Origin of the sequence: Bacillus sp. ABP14 (assembly GCF_001831375.1) — a bacterium.
Classification (GTDB): domain Bacteria; phylum Bacillota; class Bacilli; order Bacillales; family Bacillaceae_G; genus Bacillus_A; species Bacillus_A paranthracis.
Map to the genome: position 1 here is coordinate 1,116,857 of NZ_CP017016.1, position 19,857 is coordinate 1,136,713.

The 19,857-nt window shown below is 35.8% G+C and carries 24 protein-coding genes; 10 read left to right on the top strand and 14 right to left on the bottom strand.

All coding sequences use genetic code 11. From position 1 onward, the window contains the following. Positions 1-6 precede the first annotated feature (6 nt). The gene (locus BGI23_RS05775) at positions 7-294 is read left to right on the top strand and encodes an RNA polymerase alpha subunit C-terminal domain-containing protein (RefSeq protein WP_070805471.1); all 288 of its coding nucleotides are present in this window, start codon (positions 7-9) and stop codon (positions 292-294) included. Positions 295-327: 33 nt separating this feature from the next. Here the strand turns inward: BGI23_RS05775 and gerPF are convergent, their stop codons facing one another. The 7 genes from gerPF to BGI23_RS05810 all read right to left on the bottom strand — a co-directional run bounded on the left by gerPF (position 328) and on the right by BGI23_RS05810 (position 2,589). Beyond that, on the bottom strand, positions 328-543 hold the full coding sequence (gene gerPF / locus BGI23_RS05780; protein WP_001141566.1) for a spore germination protein GerPF: 216 nt from the start codon (positions 541-543) through the stop codon (positions 328-330). 42 nt (positions 544-585) lie between these two features. Continuing rightward, positions 586-972 (bottom strand): spore germination protein GerPE, encoded by a 387-nt coding sequence (locus tag BGI23_RS05785; protein WP_000902334.1) that lies wholly within the window; start codon positions 970-972, stop codon positions 586-588. 15 nt (positions 973-987) lie between these two features. After that, on the bottom strand, positions 988-1,182 hold the full coding sequence (gene gerPD, locus BGI23_RS05790) for a spore germination protein GerPD (protein ID WP_001052802.1): 195 nt from the start codon (positions 1,180-1,182) through the stop codon (positions 988-990). A gap of 6 nt (positions 1,183-1,188) precedes the next feature. Then, positions 1,189-1,803, bottom strand: coding sequence for a spore germination protein GerPC (gerPC, locus tag BGI23_RS05795; protein WP_001070747.1), 615 nt, complete (start codon positions 1,801-1,803; stop codon positions 1,189-1,191). 67 nt (positions 1,804-1,870) lie between these two features. Beyond that, positions 1,871-2,077 (bottom strand): spore germination protein GerPB, encoded by a 207-nt coding sequence (gerPB, locus tag BGI23_RS05800; protein WP_001012508.1) that lies wholly within the window; start codon positions 2,075-2,077, stop codon positions 1,871-1,873. Positions 2,078-2,091: 14 nt separating this feature from the next. Beyond that, entirely contained in the window at positions 2,092-2,313 is a 222-nt protein-coding gene (gene gerPA, locus BGI23_RS05805; protein ID WP_001111188.1) for a spore germination protein GerPA, read from the bottom strand. A gap of 96 nt (positions 2,314-2,409) precedes the next feature. Further along, positions 2,410-2,589: an aspartyl-phosphate phosphatase Spo0E family protein gene (locus BGI23_RS05810; RefSeq protein WP_000462851.1), complete on the bottom strand. Its 180-nt coding sequence runs from the start codon at positions 2,587-2,589 to the stop codon at positions 2,410-2,412. 247 nt (positions 2,590-2,836) lie between these two features. Between BGI23_RS05810 and BGI23_RS05815 the strand changes: the two genes are divergently transcribed. Beyond that, positions 2,837-3,736, top strand: coding sequence for a fumarylacetoacetate hydrolase family protein (locus BGI23_RS05815; protein ID WP_172801679.1), 900 nt, complete (start codon positions 2,837-2,839; stop codon positions 3,734-3,736). Between the two features lie 35 nt (positions 3,737-3,771). Here BGI23_RS05815 and BGI23_RS05820 read toward each other — a convergent pair whose 3' ends face one another. Both BGI23_RS05820 and rocD read right to left on the bottom strand, forming a co-directional pair. Then, entirely contained in the window at positions 3,772-4,056 is a 285-nt protein-coding gene (locus BGI23_RS05820; RefSeq protein WP_070805472.1) for a hypothetical protein, read from the bottom strand. A 110-nt stretch (positions 4,057-4,166) separates the two neighbouring features. Then, a complete protein-coding gene (rocD, locus tag BGI23_RS05825) occupies positions 4,167-5,357 on the bottom strand; it encodes an ornithine aminotransferase (protein WP_070805473.1) in 1,191 nt (396 codons plus the stop codon). A 150-nt stretch (positions 5,358-5,507) separates the two neighbouring features. On the opposite strand from rocD, the gene BGI23_RS05830 reads away from it, so the two are divergent. Beyond that, positions 5,508-5,873 carry a YisL family protein gene (locus BGI23_RS05830; RefSeq protein WP_000233491.1) on the top strand — a complete coding sequence of 122 codons (366 nt, stop codon included), beginning with the start codon at positions 5,508-5,510 and terminating at the stop codon, positions 5,871-5,873. Positions 5,874-5,933: 60 nt separating this feature from the next. Here the strand turns inward: BGI23_RS05830 and BGI23_RS05835 are convergent, their stop codons facing one another. Then, a complete protein-coding gene (locus BGI23_RS05835) occupies positions 5,934-6,488 on the bottom strand; it encodes a DUF2777 domain-containing protein (RefSeq protein ID WP_070805474.1) in 555 nt (184 codons plus the stop codon). 238 nt (positions 6,489-6,726) lie between these two features. Between BGI23_RS05835 and asnB the strand changes: the two genes are divergently transcribed. The 3 genes from asnB to katB all read left to right on the top strand — a co-directional run bounded on the left by asnB (position 6,727) and on the right by katB (position 11,400). Then, positions 6,727-8,574, top strand: coding sequence for an asparagine synthase (glutamine-hydrolyzing) (gene asnB, locus BGI23_RS05840; RefSeq protein WP_070805475.1), 1,848 nt, complete (start codon positions 6,727-6,729; stop codon positions 8,572-8,574). A 340-nt stretch (positions 8,575-8,914) separates the two neighbouring features. Further along, positions 8,915-9,874 (top strand): ferrochelatase, encoded by a 960-nt coding sequence (gene hemH, locus BGI23_RS05845; RefSeq protein WP_070805476.1) that lies wholly within the window; start codon positions 8,915-8,917, stop codon positions 9,872-9,874. Positions 9,875-9,933: 59 nt separating this feature from the next. Further along, positions 9,934-11,400: a catalase KatB gene (katB, locus tag BGI23_RS05850; protein ID WP_070805477.1), complete on the top strand. Its 1,467-nt coding sequence runs from the start codon at positions 9,934-9,936 to the stop codon at positions 11,398-11,400. A 275-nt stretch (positions 11,401-11,675) separates the two neighbouring features. Here katB and BGI23_RS05855 read toward each other — a convergent pair whose 3' ends face one another. Further along, on the bottom strand, positions 11,676-12,908 hold the full coding sequence (locus BGI23_RS05855; RefSeq protein WP_070805478.1) for an ammonium transporter: 1,233 nt from the start codon (positions 12,906-12,908) through the stop codon (positions 11,676-11,678). Between the two features lie 213 nt (positions 12,909-13,121). Between BGI23_RS05855 and BGI23_RS05865 the strand changes: the two genes are divergently transcribed. After that, positions 13,122-14,423, top strand: coding sequence for an alpha-amylase family glycosyl hydrolase (locus tag BGI23_RS05865; protein ID WP_070805479.1), 1,302 nt, complete (start codon positions 13,122-13,124; stop codon positions 14,421-14,423). Between the two features lie 316 nt (positions 14,424-14,739). Further along, positions 14,740-15,642, top strand: a complete 903-nt coding sequence (locus BGI23_RS05870; RefSeq protein WP_000397905.1) for a helix-turn-helix domain-containing protein — start codon at positions 14,740-14,742, stop codon at positions 15,640-15,642. A gap of 483 nt (positions 15,643-16,125) precedes the next feature. Here the strand turns inward: BGI23_RS05870 and BGI23_RS05880 are convergent, their stop codons facing one another. Beyond that, a complete protein-coding gene (locus BGI23_RS05880; RefSeq protein WP_001040153.1) occupies positions 16,126-16,617 on the bottom strand; it encodes a YajQ family cyclic di-GMP-binding protein in 492 nt (163 codons plus the stop codon). Between the two features lie 246 nt (positions 16,618-16,863). On the opposite strand from BGI23_RS05880, the gene BGI23_RS05885 reads away from it, so the two are divergent. Then, the gene (locus BGI23_RS05885; RefSeq protein WP_000281266.1) at positions 16,864-17,718 is read left to right on the top strand and encodes a CvfB family protein; all 855 of its coding nucleotides are present in this window, start codon (positions 16,864-16,866) and stop codon (positions 17,716-17,718) included. A 49-nt stretch (positions 17,719-17,767) separates the two neighbouring features. Here the strand turns inward: BGI23_RS05885 and prsA are convergent, their stop codons facing one another. Further along, entirely contained in the window at positions 17,768-18,625 is an 858-nt protein-coding gene (gene prsA, locus BGI23_RS05890) for a peptidylprolyl isomerase PrsA (RefSeq protein ID WP_070805480.1), read from the bottom strand. Positions 18,626-18,755: 130 nt separating this feature from the next. Further along, positions 18,756-18,887 carry a DUF3941 domain-containing protein gene (locus BGI23_RS05895; protein WP_001120845.1) on the bottom strand — a complete coding sequence of 44 codons (132 nt, stop codon included), beginning with the start codon at positions 18,885-18,887 and terminating at the stop codon, positions 18,756-18,758. Positions 18,888-18,987: 100 nt separating this feature from the next. Here BGI23_RS05895 and BGI23_RS05900 point away from each other — a divergent pair, with 100 nt between their 5' ends. Then, a complete protein-coding gene (locus BGI23_RS05900; protein WP_000364453.1) occupies positions 18,988-19,845 on the top strand; it encodes a YitT family protein in 858 nt (285 codons plus the stop codon). The last annotated feature ends 12 nt before the right edge of the window (positions 19,846-19,857 follow it).

A 19,857-nucleotide genomic window follows, 5' to 3' on the forward strand; every position in this document is an offset into this window, starting at 1 on the left:
TTGAAAATGGCAACAGAAAAGACGTTAAGAATGTGTGAAAAAGGACATGAATACTACAAAAGTAGCGATTGTCCAACTTGCCCAACCTGTGAGAACGAGAGAGCGCCGAAAGAAGGTTTTCTCGCTCTTCTTTCAGCACCAGCCAGAAGGGCACTAGAACATCATGGAATTCATACTGTAGAAGAACTCTCGAAGTATAGTGAGAAAGAAATTTTAAAACTACATGGTATGGGACCAGCATCTTTGCCAAAGCTTAGAAAGGCTTTGGAGGAGAGCGGGTTATCATTTAAATAAAAGAAAAAGTAGGAGATATTCTCCTACTTTTTTTTACGCTGTTCCAATCTGGTCTTGATCCGCCACATCAGAATCAAACGTATTTGTTGCACTAACACCGTTAAACGTATTCACGACAAATCCAACATTGGAAGCTCCAGATCCATTATAAGCTTTCGTATTTTCTTTCGGAGAAACGTTATAAAAATCCCCTAAATTGAAAGAACCATTACTGTTTTGCACGACGAGATTTCCAACAACAGAAGGCATACCATCCACCTACTTTACTAAACTTTGTAATTACTATATGAATTATTGTGCGGAAGGTTCATCTGTAATATATTGGCGAATTTGCATAATACGAGAGTTATTAAAAACATAATCAACATTTCCAATTTGAAATCCACCAGAGTTTAAAAGTGTGCGCAATTCAACGTTATTCACTTCAATAAAAGGACACTCATTTATAATGTTTAATTTTACATCTGTCGTTCGTTTCGGGATTGTAATGTATTCATCTGTAAAGATTTCAAATGCATCTAAGCGACCTTCGTCTTTTATATAACAAGGGAATTCCCGGTGAACGGCAAGAGCTCTACTTTTTAATTCCATTTGATTTGCATCCCCAACTTGAAATACGGCAGCAATCCCTAACGAAACAATAGAAACATTTTGGACAATAGACACGTGATGTAACATAATTTCTCAGTCTCCTTAACCTGGAGTAGGAGGGACATCTGTTACTAATGGCACAAATGGACCCTCTGTAACAGTTTCAAACGGCGTATCAAGAATAGAAGATAGAATGAGGAAATTTGCATCCCCAATTAAAAAGAGTGCGGACGACGATACACCGTTCATTTTAATCTGTCCGACTTTGAACTCGCGGTTTACAACGTTAAGGTTCATACATACTTACTCCTTTCGGAAATTGCCCGGTATGTGTTGAATAAAAGAGAGGAAGGCTTTGTCGATATCATGTTTCATAGCTTGAATAATGATATCTCGTAAATAATCTGGATCTGTTGAAATCCCTTCATGTGATTGTGCTTGTGATAAATAATAAGGAAGTCTATGCTCCATCTGTTTCTTTATGTCGTCAACCATCATTTGTCGATACATTTCATCGAGCGGCGTTCTCTCTTCTTGTTCAAAATGGAGAATTCGATTATATGCTTCTTCATCTAAGTAACGATGCATTTCCTGAAGGATACCTTGGTAAAAGTCTGGGTTTGTATCTGTTTCAGGATTGACCTTCAAAGTTTCCGTGTCAACTTGAAAATCCTCAATTTGTTGTCCTTTTGTTGAAAATGGATTTAATCCAATATTTAAAGTGCCATTTAAATTTTCTACTTTTAATTGATCGAATTTATATTCCACTTTTCCTATAGAAGAGGAGGGGCGACTTTTTAATTCATTAAGCTCTTCTTGTAATTGACGAACTTGATCTTCTAAGTTAAGAATGGTCGCTTGTTGTGCTTGAAGAGCTTGTTGAAGTTGGTGTAAGTAAGTATATATATCTTGATTCATTTGTGAAACCTCCTTTTCAATAGGGAGGGTAAATATATTCCTACTATATATTTATGACAAGGATGTCTTAAGAAGAACTAGTTGATGGTTTGATAGAAATAATTTGTCCTTTTGCCTGTAATGGGCGAAGGGGTTCTGTAAATCCGCCAGTATTTGAGAATTTAGATAGGGCTTTAATACTTCCGGCAGTACCAATTTGGAATACAGAAGAGGTTGTAATGCTATCAATTTTAATACTGTTAATGATGATGCTTTGGTTTACATAAAAATTCAATATAATCGCCCCCTTTAAGTTGAACCAATTATCGCTTGATCAACGACATCTGAATCATTAACAGTCGTTGCGCTTTGATAATTGTAGACAGAAACGTTATCTCCAACGTTAAAAGAGCCGGCCCCCGCGAAAGCGCGTGAATAACTAATAGGTCTAATCGCAAATACATCTCCAATATGAAAAATACCACTTGATCCAATATTGACGATACGAATATGTCCGACCATAGCTGGCATACAAAACACCTTTCGTTTTTAAAATTTTCTTTTCTATTATTGTATGGGCGTTTTCAATAAAATGTGTGTTTTTTTGAAATAAAAGAAACACACACGTTATTGCGTGTGCGTATCGAGTGTTTGGTTAGGGTGAACATCCGTATGTACATGCCAAATTACATTTAAGAGCCTGTCCAGTTCTTGGCTACAATCCACTGTTTTTTGAGAAGTCATTCCGTAGCGTTCAGCAAAATAAATCATTTTTTCACGTTTTTTTTCAATCGCTTGCTCAAACATTGAAATCGGCTCCATCTCTAAATGAAATTTTTTGTATATATGTAGTACATATTATACAAAAACTTCATAAAAAAGAAATGCATTCGCTAAAAAAAGTAAAATTTCTACATTTTATGCCAAATGATAAAGGAGTAACGAATAGGGTATGAGAAGAATATTGTAAAAATTAGCGTGTATGAGAAGGTTTTTTTCTTACGGATGCGAATACAATTAAAAGGTATGAGTTTTAGGATGGAGAGTGGAAATATTGCGTTTGGTAACGGCGAAAAAAGAAGAAAAGGTATTTGTAGGTATTGTGGATGAAGAGGAAGAAAAGGTATTGCACTTAAGAGAAGCGCAAAGGCAAAAGGGAGAAAAGGTTACAATCCCCATTACAATGTTAGAGTGTATTGAAAGAGGAACTGAATGTTTTGAAAAAATATGTGATATTTTAAATTGGGCGAAGGAAAATGAAGGGGCGGCGTATTATCCGTTAACTGAAGTGAAAATATTAGCTCCAATTCCAAGGCCAAGAAAAAATATTTTGTGCGTTGGAAAAAACTATCGTGAGCATGCGATAGAAATGGGCGGAGTAGAGTCAATTCCAGAAAATATAATGATCTTTACGAAAGCGCCAACGACAGTTATTGGAATGGATGAAAAAATTAATAGTCATCCCCACGCAACGAATGAATTAGACTATGAAGGAGAACTAGCTATTGTCATTGGTAAGCGAGGGAAACAAATAAAAAAAGAAAAAGCGCTTGAGCATGTTTTTGGTTATACCATTATAAATGATATAACTGCTCGCGACATTCAAAGGAAGCATAAACAATTTTTCCTTGGAAAAAGTTTCGATACATTTTGTCCGATGGGACCGTATTTAATTCATAAATCGATGATTAGTGCGCCAAATGCGTTACACATTGAAACGATAGTAAATGGGGAAGTAAGGCAAACTTCAAATACAAATAAAATGATTTTTTCAATAGAAGAAATCATTTCAACGATAAGTAAAGGAATGACGTTAGAACCAGGAGATATTATCGCAACAGGAACGCCAGCTGGTGTTGGCAAAGGTTTCACGCCACCGAAGTTTTTGCATGCGGGTGATGAAGTGGTCGTTACAGTAGAAGGAATTGGTACTTTGCGAAATGTAGTGAAGTGAAGAAAAGAGCTATCTTATGAAAAGATAGCTCTTTTCTATGGTCTTGGGTGATAGAGGTAATCGATAACGGAAAAAGTGTAAAGACCAATGACTGCAAGTGTACAAATGCCAAATAGTATAACCGTAAGTGCGCTTTTTTCTCGTCCAAAACCAATAATAGTAAGAATAACAGTAGTCCAAAATGATGCTTTCAGTAGTGTGAATGTAGTGGGAGTTGAGTAGTGACTAAGCAATGTTACAGAAAGTAGGAAGCCAAAGAATGTAACTAAAAGAAAAGATGTAGCTAAATAGTTAATATGTTTGCCATATCTTAATAACATATCGCACCTCCTTTGTGATTTTAAAATACAGAAAATTACAATTTAATTTTAGTATAAATCAATATAAAAAGAAAGAGGTTGTCCTAACGTGTAGAACAACCTCTCTATTATTACGATAATACAGCTTTAATTTTTTGGAATGCCCACTCTAAATCTTCTTCAGAGATTACTAGAGGTGGTGCGATACGAATTACATTTTCGTGTGTTTCTTTACATAACAGTCCAGCTGCTTTTAGTTGTTCACAGTAAGGACGAGCTGGTTCGTTTAATTCGATACCGATAAATAAACCTTTACCGCGAACTTCAGTGATCATTGGGTTATCAATCTCTTTTAATTGTCCAACTAATTTTTCACCTAATTGAAGAGAACGCTCTGTTAATTTTTCTTCTTCTAACACTTCAAGAGCTGCGATAGAAACAGCACATGCAAGTGGGTTACCACCGAATGTAGAACCGTGAGAACCTGGCTCGAATACACCTAAAATGTCGCGGTTTGCTGCTACGCAAGAGATTGGGAATACGCCGCCGCCAAGTGCTTTACCAAGTATGTACATGTCAGGAGTTACACCATCCCAGTCACAAGCAAATACTTTACCAGTACGGCCTAAGCCAGTTTGGATTTCATCTGCTACGAATAAAACGTTTTCTTTTTTACATACTTCAAGAGCTTCTTTTAAGTAACCAGCTGGTGGGATGTTAATTCCTGCTTCACCTTGGATTGGCTCTAAAATGAATGCAGCTGTATTTGGTGTAATAGCAGCTTTTAACGCTTCTAAATCACCGTAAGGAATTACAACGATGCCAGGAAGCATTGGACCGAATCCGCGCTTGTACTCTTCGTTTGAAGACATAGAAACAGAACCCATCGTACGTCCGTGGAAGTTATCTTCACAAACGATAATTTCAGCACGGTTTGCTTCTACTTTCTTCACATCATAAGCCCATCGGCGAGCTGTTTTAATTGCAGTTTCAACAGCTTCTGCACCTGTATTCATTGGAAGTACCATTTCTTTATTAGTTAGTTTCGCAACTTTTTCGTACCAAGGACCTAATTGATCGCTATGGAAAGCACGAGAAGTTAACGTAACACGATTAGCTTGGTCAATTAAAGCGTTAATAATTTTTGGGTGACGATGCCCTTGGTTTACTGCAGAATATGCACTTAATAAGTCCATATAGCGATTTCCTTCAGGATCTTCTACCCAAACGCCTTCCGCTTTAGAAATAACGATTGGAAGTGGGTGATAGTTATTTGCTCCGTATGTGTCTGTAAGTTCGATAATATCCTTAGTTTGAATCATGATTGTTCCCCCTTTTGTTATTACAAGAAGTTTGTAAATACTCTAAATATTATATCATTTAAATGTAAAAAAGCGAAACATTTCCTGAAAATAAATGAACATGTTATCATATAGAGTGAAAAAGTGTGAAAAGAGGAGGTAAGGGATACGATGGTACATATGCATATTACAGCATGGGCGTTAGGTTTAATTTTATTCTTCGTTGCGTATTCACTTTATTCAGCAGGAAGAAAAGGGAAAGGCGTACATATGGGGCTTCGTCTTATGTACATTATCATTATTGTGACAGGTTTCATGTTGTACATGGGTATTATGAAGACTGCAACAAGTAACATGCACATGTGGTACGGTTTAAAAATGCTAGCTGGTATTTTAGTTATCGCTGGAATGGAAATGGTTCTTGTGAAAATGAGTAAGAACAAGGCAACGGGGGCATTCTGGGGATTATTTATTATCGCGCTTGTAGCGGTATTTTATCTAGGACTGAAATTACCGATTGGTTGGCAAGTATTCTAATAAAGAAAATAAAACCACCTTATAATCTCAAAGACTTGGGAGATAAGGTGGTTTTTTATTTTATGTCGCATCGATATGCAGCTCTTCTCCGTTTACTTTCGTAAAACGAAACATATTTTTATTTGACGTAGCGTGACGAACGAAATGGTGCTGCAATGCACAAATCATCTCTTCGTTATCAAATAAAAGAATATTTACTCCTTCGCATGCCTCCTCTTTCGGTAAGAAAGATAAATAATTATGACAATACATGCAATCATATAAAGAGTAATGAAGTGATTGCAATGCCTCTGTTAATAAGGCAAAGACAGAGTCAGGTAACTCCTCAAGCCATTCCGTATAACTAAGAAGTAATTTTTTTCGAATTCGTATCATTTCCCCGTTTTGCAGGTGGTGCTGTTCGTTGGCGATTTGTAATATATCTTGTTCATAGAAACGAGCTGGTAGCCAGTTGTTGTTATATAAAATTTCAAAGCCATCACCGGCAATATCTTCTAATAAAAATGCTTCCTCATTTTCATCATCAAAGAATACCCATTCATTGTTTATATATTCTACATTACCGACTGTATGAGCGCGGGGCTGGTTATATAAAATATGTTTACGTTGTATCATACACGATTTCTCCTTTATGAAAAGTAGTTATCTCTGTTATAGACAGTTCGTGCATTCTTTATAACTAGACACATCCGGACATAGGCGGGCATACAATAAAACACGTTTTACTGAGTGAAAATGCTATTCCATATGTGGATAGTAGGTTATCGTCAAGTTTGTCATTTTTTTGATCCGCACTTTTAGAGTGGGGTTACTGTACGTTCAAGAAAAGAAATAAGATGGAAGGATGATTTATATGTGCGGGATTACAGGATGGGTGGATTATAAACGCTCATTAGAAGGAGAACGGGACGTCGTTACGAAGATGGCTGAGACGTTAGCGAAGCGTGGCCCAGATGATAATAAAGTTTGGATTAAAGGCAATGTCGCATTTGGGCATAAACGGTTAATCGTTGTTGATCCTGAAGGTGGTAAACAGCCGATGACTTGTTTAAAAGATGAAGCAAATTATGCAATTTGCTATAACGGCGAACTTTATAACACGGAAGACATTCGAAAGGAACTATTAAGAAGAGGATATACGTTCAAAGGTCACTCTGATACGGAAGTATTGTTAGCTTCTTATATCGAATGGAAAGAAGAATGTGTCGATCATTTAAACGGTATATATGCGTTTGCTGTATGGGATGAACAGAAAGAACAAGTGTTTATTGCGCGCGATCGATTAGGGGTAAAACCACTATTTTATAAATATGACAGTGGGCGATTACTATTTGGTTCAGAGTTAAAAGCGATATTGGTGCATCCAGATGTGAAGGCGGAAGTGACGTTAGAAGGATTATCTGAAATATTCGGCCTTGGACCATCTAGAACGCCTGGTCACGGTATATATGCTGGTATAAAAGAATTACGTCCAGGTCATGCGATGACATTTTCAAAGAACGGTTTATGCATATGGAGATATTGGAATGTAGAAAGTAAAAAGCATGAAGATTCCTTTGAAGAAACAGTAGAAAAAACACGCTTTTTATTACAAGATTCGATTACAAGGCAGCTCGTTTCTGATGTACCATTATGCACTTTTTTATCAGGCGGTGTAGATTCAAGCGCTATAACAGCAATTGCTGCAAAAGAATACGAAAGATCGGGAAAAGGTCAATTACACACGTATTCGGTTGATTACGAAGATAATGACAAATACTTTAAAGCAAATGCGTTTCAGCCAAATTCAGATGCACCATTTATTCATTTGATGACGGAGACGTTTCAAACGATCCATCATCGCTGCGTCATTTCAAATGAACAATTAGCGCAGTATTTAACAGAAGCAGTACTCGTTCGTGATTTGCCTGGTATGGCAGATATCGATTCGTCATTATTATGGTTTTGCCGCGAAATTAAACAAGATTTTGTCGTCGGTTTATCTGGGGAATGTGCAGATGAAATATTTGGTGGTTATCCGTGGTTTTATAGAGAAGATGATTTACAATCGAGCGCATTTCCGTGGATGCGTTCTACAGAAGCGCGTGAACAATTGCTAAAGAAAGAATGGAGAAATAAATTAAATTTACAACAATATGTGCAACAACGTTATGAGGAATCGATTCAAGAAGTTCCTATTTTAGATGGGGAAAGTCCGCTAGAAGCGAAAAGACGCCAATTATTTTATTTAAATATGGTATGGTTTATGACAACATTATTAGACAGAAAAGACCGTATGAGTATGGGGGCGAGCTTAGAAGTACGTGTTCCATTTGCAGATCATCGTCTTGTCGAATATGCGTGGAATATTCCTTGGGAAATGAAAATGTATAAAAACCGCGAAAAAGGTCTATTGCGTAAAGCGTTAGAAGGGTTACTTCCAAATGAGATATTATATAGAAAGAAGAGCCCGTATCCAAAAACACATAATCCGCACTATACGAAAGCAGTAACAGTATGGATACAAGATTTATTAACAGATAAAGGCTCGATTTTACACGAGCTATTTGATAAAGAACAGCTGAGTGGATTAATTGAGTCAGGCGGCAGTGCATTCCAAACGCCATGGTATGGTCAATTAATGACTGGGCCACAACTTTTAGCTCATTTAGCACAAATTCACGTTTGGTTTAAAGAATATGGAGTAAATATTAAAGAATAGGAGAAAAGCGACTTACTTTATAAGTAAGTCGCTTTTTATTAAATAAATTGTCATATAAAATTCAAAATCATATTAGAAAAAATACTTATTTAGAATAATTATCTTTACGGACTTATTATTAGTTGTTATAATTGGAAACAAATGTTCTTGAAAAAGATTCTCATTTATCCCGCTTTAATGGGCAGTAAGACCCCCACCTCAAAATTCAGCGAAAGAAAAGAATTTAGGTGGGGGATCAACTGCCCATAAAAGTCCGATTGGTTCAACTAATAATCAGTGGGGGATGAAGAACCTCCCCACTGATTAAAGTTTCACTTTATAAAATTGAGGTGTTATATAGATGAAAAAGAAAAAAATGGGTTTACTCGTAATGGCGTATGGAACGCCGGATTCATTAGATGAAGTAGAGGCATATTATACACATATTCGTCATGGGCGTAAGCCATCAAAAGAAGCACTCCAAGATTTAATTGGACGCTATAAAGCGATTGGTGGAATTTCACCGCTTGCAAAAATTACGAAAGAGCAAGCGCATAAATTAACAGACTCAATGAATAATATGTTTACAGAGTATGAATTTAATTGTTACTTAGGCTTAAAACATACTGCTCCGTTTATAGAAGATGCAGTAGAAGAGATGAAGCGCGATGGAATTGAGCAAGCAATTAGTATCGTATTAGCGCCGCATTATTCTACCTTTAGCATTAAGGCATATAACGAGCGTGCAATTCGTCTCTCGGAGGAAATAGGTGGTCCTGTTATTGAACCAATTAAACAATGGTATGATGAACCGAAGTTTATTTCGTATTGGGCAGATCAAATAAAAGAAACATTTACAAAAATTGAAGATAAAGAGAAAGCGGTCGTAATTTTTTCAGCGCATAGTTTACCAGAAAAAATTATTGCAGTAGGTGATCCTTATGTGGAGCAATTGCAGCATACAGCGGATTTAATCGCAGCAGCTGCAAACATCCAAAACTATACAATTGGTTGGCAAAGTGCCGGAAATACACCTGATCCATGGATTGGACCGGATGTGCAAGATTTAACGAGAGATTTATTTGAAGAGCATAGATATAAATCTTTCATATATTGCCCAGTTGGTTTTGTGGCAGAGCATTTAGAAGTTTTATATGACAACGATTACGAGTGTAAAGTTGTGACGGATGAATTAAATGCTGCGTATTTTAGACCAAATATGCCGAATGCACAATCTACATTTATTGAATGTTTAGCTACAATTGTTTCCAGAAAAATGAAAGAAATAGTTGACAAAGAACTAATTTTAAATAATAATTAATTTATAATAATTTTAAATAAATAATAATTACTATGAAAGAAAGAGGAGGATCCCCCTAGATGAATCCAAATAATCGCTTAACAACAAACCAAGGTGCTCCGGTCGGAGATAACCAAAATTCTCGTACAGCTGGTCGCCGTGGACCAGTATTATTAGAAGACTATCATTTAGTAGAAAAACTAGCTCACTTTGATCGTGAACGTATTCCAGAGCGTGTTGTGCATGCACGTGGTGCAGGTGCTCACGGTGTATTCGTAACGAAAAACAGCATGAAGAAATATACGAAAGCAGCATTTTTACAAAATGAAGGAACTGAAACACCTGTGTTTGTTCGTTTTTCAACGGTTATTCATGGTCAAGGTTCTCCTGAAACAGCACGTGATCCACGCGGTTTCGCTGTTAAATTTTATACAGAAGAAGGAAATTACGATATTGTAGGTAACCATTTACCAGTCTTCTTCATTCGTGATGCAATTAAATTCCCTGATATGGTTCATTCTTTAAAACCAGCACCTGATACAAATATTCAAACACCAGATCGTTACTGGGATTTCATGACGTTAAGTCCAGAATCTACACATATGATGACATGGGTATTTTCTGATTACGGTACACCAGCAAGCTATCGTGAAATGGAAGGTTTCGGTGTACATTCATTCAAATGGATTAATGCAGAAGGTAAAATCGTCTACATTAAATATCACTGGAAACCACAGCAAGGTGTACGTAACTTAAGTACAAAAGAAGTGCAAGAAGTACAAGGAAAAGACTTTAACCATGCAACTCGTGACTTATTCGATGCAATCGAAAAAGGAAATTATCCGAAGTGGGATTTACACGTACAAGTGATGCAACTAGAAGAAACGGATTCTTTAGATTTTGATCCGTTAGATCCAACGAAAGTTTGGCCAGAAGATCGTTTTCCATTAATAGAAGTAGGGACAATGACGTTAAATCGTAACCCGAAAAACTTCTTTGCTGAAGTAGAACAAGTGGCGTTCTCTCCAAGTGCAACTGTAAATGGTATTGAACCATCTGAAGATAAATTATTACAAGGTCGTTTATTCTCTTATCCAGATACACAGCGTTACCGCCTTGGTGCAAACTACTTACAAATTCCTGTAAACTGCCCATACGCAGCTGTTCATAACCAACAACGTGATGGTGCGATGCAAGTGGGTCAAAACCCATCTACAATTAACTACGAACCGAGCCGTCATGCTGAAAATCCAGTTGAAGACCCAGCTTACCGCGATTCAACTATGAAAGTAGAAGGCTACGTATCTCGTGAAAAAATTGACAAACCAAATGATTTCAAACAAGCAGGTGAGCGTTACCGTTCATTCTCTAAAGAAGAGCAAGACAACTTAATTGCAAACTTAACAAATGACTTAAAAGACGTAAATGAACGTACGAAATTACTAGCTGTATGTAACTTCTTCCGTGCAGATCAAGAGTACGGTATGCGTTTAGCGCAAGCATTAAACGTTGATATTACGCAATATGTAGGAAATGCTCCGAAATAAATTGGAAAAGACGACTGTTATGAAACGGTCGTCTTTTTTGTTTATGTAAAGTTACACGCGGGTATTCTTCAGTTTCGTTATGTCGGAATTTGTTGGTAAATCGATATATCGTGTCGAAACGTCGATATATTGAAATAATCGCTGATATATTTGAAAAATCGTCGATATATCCGAAGAATCGCTGATATATTTATATTAATACCGCTCAGGGTATGCTGCCGGCAAGTCTAATAAAAAGAGATGCAATCTACTATCAAATAGATTGCATCTCTTTTTTAGTTCACTCGCTCAGTATATTCATAAGCTTTCTCCCCATGCATTGAAATATCAAGTCCCATATGTTCCTCGTGCTCATCTACCCGGACAGGGAGGAAGAAGTTAATTGCTTTAATAATCGCGTACGTCATTATAATTGTGAACGCATATGTTGCGCCGATTGCTATAAGTTGTTTAAACAGCAGCGCGGCGTTTCCGTAAAATAATCCGTTAGCGCCATCACTGTTTACGGTGGTAGTTGCAAATAGTCCTGTCGCAATGCCGCCCCAAGTTCCGCCGATGCCGTGACATCCAAATGCATCGAGTGTATCGTCGTATCCGAATTTTGTTTTTAAGAAAAAGACTGCTCCGAAGCATAATACGCCGCCAATTGCTCCGATAAGAAGAGCTGAGAAAGGTGTAACGAACCCGCAAGCTGGTGTAATAGCGACTAGACCGGAAACAACGCCGCAAGCAGCTCCCATCGCGGTCGGTTTTGATTGGAAGAACCACTCTGAAAGCATCCAAGTTAATGCGGAGGCAGCGGCAGCTATATTTGTATTAATAAATGCAGTTAAAGCTACATCATTTAAAGATAATGCGCTTCCGACGTTAAAACCGAACCAGCCGAACCATAGTAGCCCAGCGCCTAACATTGTAAATGGTAAATGATGAGGAGACGAACCGTTTATGTTTTTGCGTTTTCCAAGGAAAATAGCTAATACGAGGCCAGCCACGCCAGATGTAATATGAACGACATTACCGCCAGCGAAGTCTAATGCGCCAAGTTCTCTTAGCCATCCGCCAACGCCCCATACCCAATGAGCGACAGGATTGTAAACGATTGTTGTCCATAGAAGGATGAAAATAAGGAAAGCTGAAAATCGCATTCTTTCGGCAAATGCTCCTGAAATTAGAGCGGGGGTTAGAATAGCAAACATGAGTTGAAACATCATAAATAAATTGTGAGGAATAGTAGATGAGTAGTCTGGATTTGGTGCGTAGCTAACTCCGTTTAAACCGAACCAATCGAATGTGCCGATAAGTCCGTGCCAATCTGGTCCGAATGATAAAGAATAACCAATTACAATCCATTGAATCGAAACGATAGCCATTGCGCTATAACTATGCATTGTCGTACTGAGTACGTTTTTACTGCGAACCATACCTCCATAAAAAAGTGCTAATCCTGGTGTCATTAACATGACCATTACTGTCGCTACAAACATAAAAACTGTATCTCCTATATTCATTCTCTCTCCTCCTATAATGTTAGAAAAAATAACATCAATTTGTTATGTTTCATATCATATTCGAAATAAAAAGAAAAATCAACTAAAAATTCAGAAAATTTTATATGTAATGTTAGAAAACTTAACATGTGTTAATTTGATAAGAATGAAATCAAAGTATGCGATTCGTTTGGATAATTGGTATAATATTCTTACAATTAAAATACATGGGGGATGCGTGTGGGGAAAATACATACTAGGAAACTATTCATTTGTTTTTGTTTAGCTGTCGTTTTGTTTGTACCAATACATACATTTGCAGACGAAAAAAGAGAGTGGCGAGACGAAGTCATATATTCCATTATGATTGATCGTTTTAATAATGGGGAACCGAAAAATGACAAACAGTTAGAAGTTGGCAATTTAGAAGGATATCATGGCGGAGATATAAGAGGTATTATAAAAAGACTGGATTACATAAAAAAAATGGGATTTACTACTGTTATGCTTTCGCCGCTTTTTGAAAGTGTAAAATACGATGGGTTAGACGTGCGCAATTTTCAGAAGGTAAATGAACATTTCGGAACAGAAAATGATGTGAAAGAACTTGTGCAAGAAGCTCATGCAAAAGGAATGAAAGTTGTATTTCAATTTCCGCTTGGAGAAAACGAACAACAAGTAATCGACTCGATGAAATGGTGGATCAAAGAAGTTGATTTAGATGCAAGTTATGTAATACATAGTGAAAAAAAGTCGCCTGCTTTTTGGGATGATGTGCAAAAAGATATGCAAGTGATAAAGAAAGATTTTCGAGTTATGACAAAAGAAGATAGTGAATACAACGAAAAAATAGTAGATGCGTTTTCCAAAGCGGACGTATCGGTGAAACCTTTATATGATGTAAGTAAAAAAGACGGAGCAGCCGCTACATTTTTAGATAATCAAGATACAAAAAGATTTGCTCGTATTGCAAAAGAGAATATGAATTATCCACCATCTCGTTTGAAACTAGCTCTTACATATTTATTAACAACACCAGGTATTCCGAATTTTTATTACGGAACTGAAATTGCATTGGATGGAGGAGGTACGCCAGATAATAGACGATTAATGGACTTCAAATCAGATGAAAAGTTTATGCAACACATAACGAAACTCGGTGAGCTTAGACAAGCGAGGCTATCTTTACGCCGCGGTACGTTTGAGCTTCTATACGATAAAGATGGAATGAGTGTACTAAAGAGAAAGTATAAAGATGAAGTGACAGTAGTAGCGATTAATAATACGAAAGAAACACAAAAAGTTGCTTTACCTGCAAGTGCGATTGGTGAAAAACAAGAGCTAAGGGGATTGTTAGAAGATGAAATTATAAGAGAAGAAAACGGAAAATTTTATCTCGTTTTAAAGCGTGAGGAATCGAATGTGTATAAAGTTAACGGGGAAACAGGTGTGAATTGGCTATTTATTTCTTTAATCGTCGGTGTGAACGTATTGTTTATTGCTTTTTTAATTGTGGTTAAAAAGAGGCGGAAATAAGGGGATATTCTCTTTTGTGTTCAATTAAAAGTGCGTGATGGGGTGAGATGTTTAAGTCTTCTTATCGTATTCGTAATTCTGTATTTTGGGGATAACAGTGACGATGGGAAATTTGTTTGGTGGGACAGGCTAAGGAGAAAACTTTCTCTCTAGTCTGTTTTTCTTTGAAGTAAGACTCTCACCTCGAAATGCAACTGAGCAAAGAAGTAAAAAAATCGATAGAAGCAACAATAATTGAAAATATACTAATTTTACATTACATTAAAGGGTGAAAAGTATTTTGTTACTCATTGAGGGCTATATTTGAGGAGGAAAAATGGAATTTTACGATTTGGGTATTACCATTAAAGAACTTAGAATGAAAAAGAATATATCACAATCTGAATTGTGTCATGGAATATGTTCGCAAAGTCAAATTAGCAAAATAGAAAAAGGTATGATTTATCCATCTAGCGTATTGTTATATCAATTATCTGAAAGACTTGGTATTGATCCAAATCATATTTTCGCACTAACTCAAAACAAAAAACTAAAATATGTAGAAAATGTAAAATGTGTAATGAGAGATTGTACAAAACAAAAACAATATAATGAACTTTATGAAATAGTGAAACAAGAGAAAACCGAAAATAATTTCCAGTTAAAAGAAGATAAACAATTTCTAATATGGCATGAAGCGATTGCTATATTTTATGTGAATAAATCAATAAAAACTGCTTTAAATCTTTTAAATAATGCACTAAAACTAACTGTAACGAATGGTGATTTTTTATCGGAAAGAGAAATAGATATTATGCAGTCGATGGCTATATTTCATTGGGCAAATAAAGAATATGAAAAGAGTATTACTATATTAAGAAGATGTTTAACTAATTTTAATAAGTTAGATTTCCCTAGAGATAAAGAGGTTAAATTAAAAATCATTTTTAATTTAGGGAAAATGTTAGGTCATGCAAATCAACATGAAGAGGCAATAAAATACAATGATATGGGTATTAAATTAGCTATTAATCTAAATACTTTATATTTATTAGGCGAATTATACTATGGGAAAGCTTGGAACATGCTAAAGCTGAAACAATGTAATGAAGAAGATGTAGCTGATAATATGAAAAAAGCATTATTTATCTTTGAACTAACAGAAAAAGAAGATCTGATAAAAATAGTTAAAGAAAAATATTTTGAACAACAAAATAAAAAAATCACTCATAATTTCTGATGAACATCTTATTATTCTCTATAAAAAAAGCACCTTATGGTGTCTTTTTTATGACTTATATCATCGATTATTACAGTTCGTAGGTTTCTTATACCAAGCTTTGTTGATGTATTTACAATTCGCAGGTGTTGAAGTTTTAGATGTATCCCCAGGTGTAGTTATATTATTAGAACACCCTGCAATATATAGACAGAATGTAGTTAATAAAAAACATAGTATTAATTTCTTCAAATAACCACTTCTAACTCTTTTTAATTAACATTTTTCATAAAATAAATTCCTTACTAATTTTACATTACAGGAAAGGGTGGAAAATATTCATATACTCATAATTTGTTACATTTGATTGGGGAAGGAGGTTTTTGTTCCGATTTTTAAAAGGGTCTTCTTCATTTATGCATAAAATTTATCCGATTGCCCGTAAGCTTAGACTTTTACCCGCTAAAAAGAAAAACATCCTCTACATAGAGGATGTTTTTCTTTTTAGCGGTAGTTAATAAATTGTACGTCAATCGGTAAGTCAGCGCTACGAACTGCTGCGATAACTGCTTGTAAGTCATCACGGCTTTTCGCTGTAACACGTACTTGATCATCTTGTACTTGTGTTTTTACTTTTAATTTCATTTCTTTAATGATGTTGTTAATTTTTTTTGCGTTATCTTTATCGATACCTTGTTGAAGTGTTGCGCGTTGGCGAACAGTGTTACCAGCCGCCGCTTCAACTTTTCCGTAATCTAAGTTCTTAATTGGAACGTTACGTTTTACGAGTTTAGAAATAAGAACGTCTTTTACTTGCTCTAATTTGAACTCATCGTCAGAAGTTAAAACAAGTACTTCTTTCTCAAGTTTAATATCACTTTTACTTCCTTTAAAGTCATATCGGTTTTGGATTTCTTTTAATGCAGTGTTAATTGCGTTTGTTACTTCAGGTAATTCTACTTTCGAAACGATGTCAAAAGAACTATCTTTTGCCATAGTTAGCACCTCCAAATAAATTTCTAATCTTTTTATGTACTGTACATACTAAAGTATAGCTGAAAACGAGCTTAGACTTAAGTGTTTTCATACTTATAATGATGTAACCTCATTTTATTATAGTGAATTTTGGGCAGTTGGACAAATAAAGAGAAAATCGTGTTATAATTAACTTTTGTTTGGAATGATAAAAATATAAAAAGTTAAAAAGTTCATTTTATATATATAGAAGGGAATTAAAAAAATATGTATTTACAAATAGGATCGATTGAACAGGTAACTGTTTTACGCGAAACGGAAATCGGATATATGGTTGGGAATGAAGAAGAAGAAATTTTCCTACATAAAAATGAAGTAGCTGGAGAAATTGAAGAAGGCGATACGATTGACGTATTCTTATACCTTGATCACCAAAATCGTATTTCAGCAACAATGAAGGAGCCAATTATTACAACGTATGATTGGAACTGGGTAAAGGTTGTAGAAGTTATTCCAAGTTTAGGTGTGTTTGTTGATATTGGTGTATCAAAAGATATACTAATTCCAGCTGATGAATTCCCAATTTATATGCCAGTATGGCCAGAAGTTGGAGACGAATTATATTGTACGTTAAAATTAACGAATCGTGATCGTTTAATTGCTCTTCCAGCAAGAGATAGTGATATGCAAGAAATCGTTGTAGATGCGACACCATCTATGCGTAATAAAAACGTAAACGGACGTGTGTATCGTTCACTTCAAGTTGGTTCGTTCGTATTAACAGATGAGCATTTCCGTGCATTTTTACATCATACAGAAAGAAAAGAGCAAGTTCGTATCGGTCAACGTGTAACGGGACGAATTATTGATGTAAAAGATGACGGTACAATTAACATCTCCCTTCTTCCTCGTAAAGAAGAAGGAATGGAAGATGATGCTGCAGTGATTTATGCATATATGGAAGAACGAGGCGGAGCAATGCCGTTTTGGGATAAGAGCTATCCAGAAGACATTAAAGAACGTTTCAATATGAGTAAAGCTGCATTTAAGCGTGCACTTGGTAAGTTGATGAAAGAAGAAAAGGTTTACCAAGAAGAAGGTTGGACGTACTTTAAGAAATAAAGGAAATAAAAAGCACCACCTTATATTTTACCTATAAGGTGGTGCTTTTTTAATTCCCTTGCTCATGTACAAGAGTAAACGTATCTTTCAACTCACTATCGTTTATTTTAATATTTGCTTTTTTCAATTCATCTTGCAATAGTTTTTTGCCGAATATAGGGTCAGAGATACGTTCTTCTTCTAAGTTTTTACGAATAGAGTCTTTCACTTCATCATAGGGTTTTAATTCTTTTTTATCAGTTAATTTAATAATATGATAACCGTTTGGTGATGTAACGGGATTGCTAATTTGTCCGACCTTTAGTTTATAGGCAGCAGTTTCAAATTCAGGTGCCATTCTACCTGAATTGAAATATCCGAGGTCTCCGCCTTTTTCTTTTGATAGTAGGTCTTGCGATTCTTGTTTTGCTAGTTCTTCAAATGAAGCACCAGCATCTAATTTTTTCTTTATTTCTTTCGCTTCATTTTCGTCACTTACTAAAATATGGCTTGCTTTAATTTCTGGTTTATAGTGGTCTTTCACGTCTTTTTCTGTAATACTTTTCTTAATCGCTTCATTCATAGCAAGTTTGAACTTAATTTGATTTTTGAAATCAGCTTCATCTTTTAAACCATTGTTTTTCAATACGTTTTTAAATTGGTCTCCGTATTGATTTTTTGCTTTTTGTAATTCTTTATCTACATCATCGTCAGATACTTTATATTTTTTCGTGATAACGTCTTGCGCCATCATTTCGTACAGCATGTCTTTTCCGTAACGATCTTTCAACTGTTTTTCGAAGTCGCTCTTCGTAATGGTTGAGTCTGTTGCTGTAGCGACTGTATCTGAGTCGTTTTTTTGTCCGCAAGCAGATAGCATTAATATACTTAGTAGTGCAGTAATAATGAAAATGTGTTTTACTCTCATGCTAACACCTCATCCGAATATGTTATCGCTATTGTAGAATATAGAAGTGAACATGAAGTGAATTTTTAATGTTTTTTCCCTGTAAACTGTAAAAAAAGTACACCAACAATATTGTTGGTGTACGATGGAATCAAAGGTGATCGGTCTTTTTAGAATAGGCACGCTTACCTTGCTCTATATTCTTTTGTTCTTGCTCATTTTTTTGCGCGCGTTTTGCATTATTATCGCGTGCTTTTTTGTCGTTATCACTCGTATGTGGCATATGTATCAACTCCATTTCTAAACGTTGTACGTTTATCATTTCCTTTTTCGTAAAGACTATGTATAGCAGTGCATTCATGAATAATAAGGGTGGATTAGAAATGGATTTGAAGTTGAATTATACCGAACTTATAAAGAAGTTAATCGTTGTAATCGTCGCAGGTTTGTTAAATGCGATTGGAATGAATTTATTTTTAACGCCAGCGAAAGTGTATGCAAGTGGCTTTGCTGGATTGTCTCAATTGCTATCACAAATATTAGGTGATTTTTTATCTATTCACATATCAACCGGGGTATTATTTAGCTTGTTTAACATTCCAGTCGTTATTTTAGCCTGGAAAAAGGTTGGAAAGGCCTTTACTTTCTTTAGTTTTCTTTGCGTTATCTTTATGACTATGTTTTTAGAAATTATCCCAGTTAGAGCAGTTTCAAACGACATCATATTAAATGCGATTTTTGGTGGGCTTATTTCAGCAATCGGGGTAGGGATTGCGTTGAAGTGGGGGGCTTCTACAGGTGGTTTAGATATAATCGCCATGATTTTATCAAAGATTAAAGACAAGCCTGTCGGTACGTATTTTTTCTTCTTTAATGCACTGATCATTATCGCTGCCGGCTATGTGTATGGATGGGAAAAAGCATTATATACTTTAGTGACTTTGTATGTGTCAACGCGAATCATCGATGCAATTCATACGCGTCATGTGAAGATTACGGCATTAATCGTTACGAAGAATGGGGCGGATGTACGAAAGGCGATTCACTCACGCTTAGTGAGGGGGATTACAACTATACCAGCAACTGGTGCTTATACGAATGAAAATAAGGAAATGTTAATGATTGTTATTACCCGTTACGAACTGTATGAATTGGAGAGGGTTATTAAACAAGTGGACCCAGGTGCATTTACAAACGTACTGCAAACAGTTGGGGTGTTCGGATTGTTTCGAAAAGATTAAAGAGGACCAAAG

Coding starts and splice junctions, on each gene's coding strand:
- BGI23_RS05775 (WP_070805471.1), top strand. CDS start 7: ATGGCAACAGAAAAGACGTTAAGAATGTGTGAAAAAGGACATGAATAC.
- gerPF (WP_001141566.1), bottom strand. CDS start 543: ATGCCTTCTGTTGTTGGAAATCTCGTCGTGCAAAACAGTAATGGTTCT.
- BGI23_RS05785 (WP_000902334.1), bottom strand. CDS start 972: ATGTTACATCACGTGTCTATTGTCCAAAATGTTTCTATTGTTTCGTTA.
- gerPD (WP_001052802.1), bottom strand. CDS start 1,182: ATGAACCTTAACGTTGTAAACCGCGAGTTCAAAGTCGGACAGATTAAA.
- gerPC (WP_001070747.1), bottom strand. CDS start 1,803: ATGAATCAAGATATATATACTTACTTACACCAACTTCAACAAGCTCTT.
- gerPA (WP_001111188.1), bottom strand. CDS start 2,313: ATGCCAGCTATGGTCGGACATATTCGTATCGTCAATATTGGATCAAGT.
- BGI23_RS05810 (WP_000462851.1), bottom strand. CDS start 2,589: ATGTTTGAGCAAGCGATTGAAAAAAAACGTGAAAAAATGATTTATTTT.
- BGI23_RS05820 (WP_070805472.1), bottom strand. CDS start 4,056: ATGTTATTAAGATATGGCAAACATATTAACTATTTAGCTACATCTTTT.
- rocD (WP_070805473.1), bottom strand. CDS start 5,357: ATGATTCAAACTAAGGATATTATCGAACTTACAGACACATACGGAGCA.
- BGI23_RS05830 (WP_000233491.1), top strand. CDS start 5,508: ATGGTACATATGCATATTACAGCATGGGCGTTAGGTTTAATTTTATTC.
- BGI23_RS05835 (WP_070805474.1), bottom strand. CDS start 6,488: ATGATACAACGTAAACATATTTTATATAACCAGCCCCGCGCTCATACA.
- asnB (WP_070805475.1), top strand. CDS start 6,727: ATGTGCGGGATTACAGGATGGGTGGATTATAAACGCTCATTAGAAGGA.
- hemH (WP_070805476.1), top strand. CDS start 8,915: ATGAAAAAGAAAAAAATGGGTTTACTCGTAATGGCGTATGGAACGCCG.
- katB (WP_070805477.1), top strand. CDS start 9,934: ATGAATCCAAATAATCGCTTAACAACAAACCAAGGTGCTCCGGTCGGA.
- BGI23_RS05855 (WP_070805478.1), bottom strand. CDS start 12,908: ATGAATATAGGAGATACAGTTTTTATGTTTGTAGCGACAGTAATGGTC.
- BGI23_RS05865 (WP_070805479.1), top strand. CDS start 13,122: ATGCGTGTGGGGAAAATACATACTAGGAAACTATTCATTTGTTTTTGT.
- BGI23_RS05870 (WP_000397905.1), top strand. CDS start 14,740: ATGGAATTTTACGATTTGGGTATTACCATTAAAGAACTTAGAATGAAA.
- BGI23_RS05880 (WP_001040153.1), bottom strand. CDS start 16,617: ATGGCAAAAGATAGTTCTTTTGACATCGTTTCGAAAGTAGAATTACCT.
- BGI23_RS05885 (WP_000281266.1), top strand. CDS start 16,864: ATGTATTTACAAATAGGATCGATTGAACAGGTAACTGTTTTACGCGAA.
- prsA (WP_070805480.1), bottom strand. CDS start 18,625: ATGAGAGTAAAACACATTTTCATTATTACTGCACTACTAAGTATATTA.
- BGI23_RS05895 (WP_001120845.1), bottom strand. CDS start 18,887: ATGCCACATACGAGTGATAACGACAAAAAAGCACGCGATAATAATGCA.
- BGI23_RS05900 (WP_000364453.1), top strand. CDS start 18,988: ATGGATTTGAAGTTGAATTATACCGAACTTATAAAGAAGTTAATCGTT.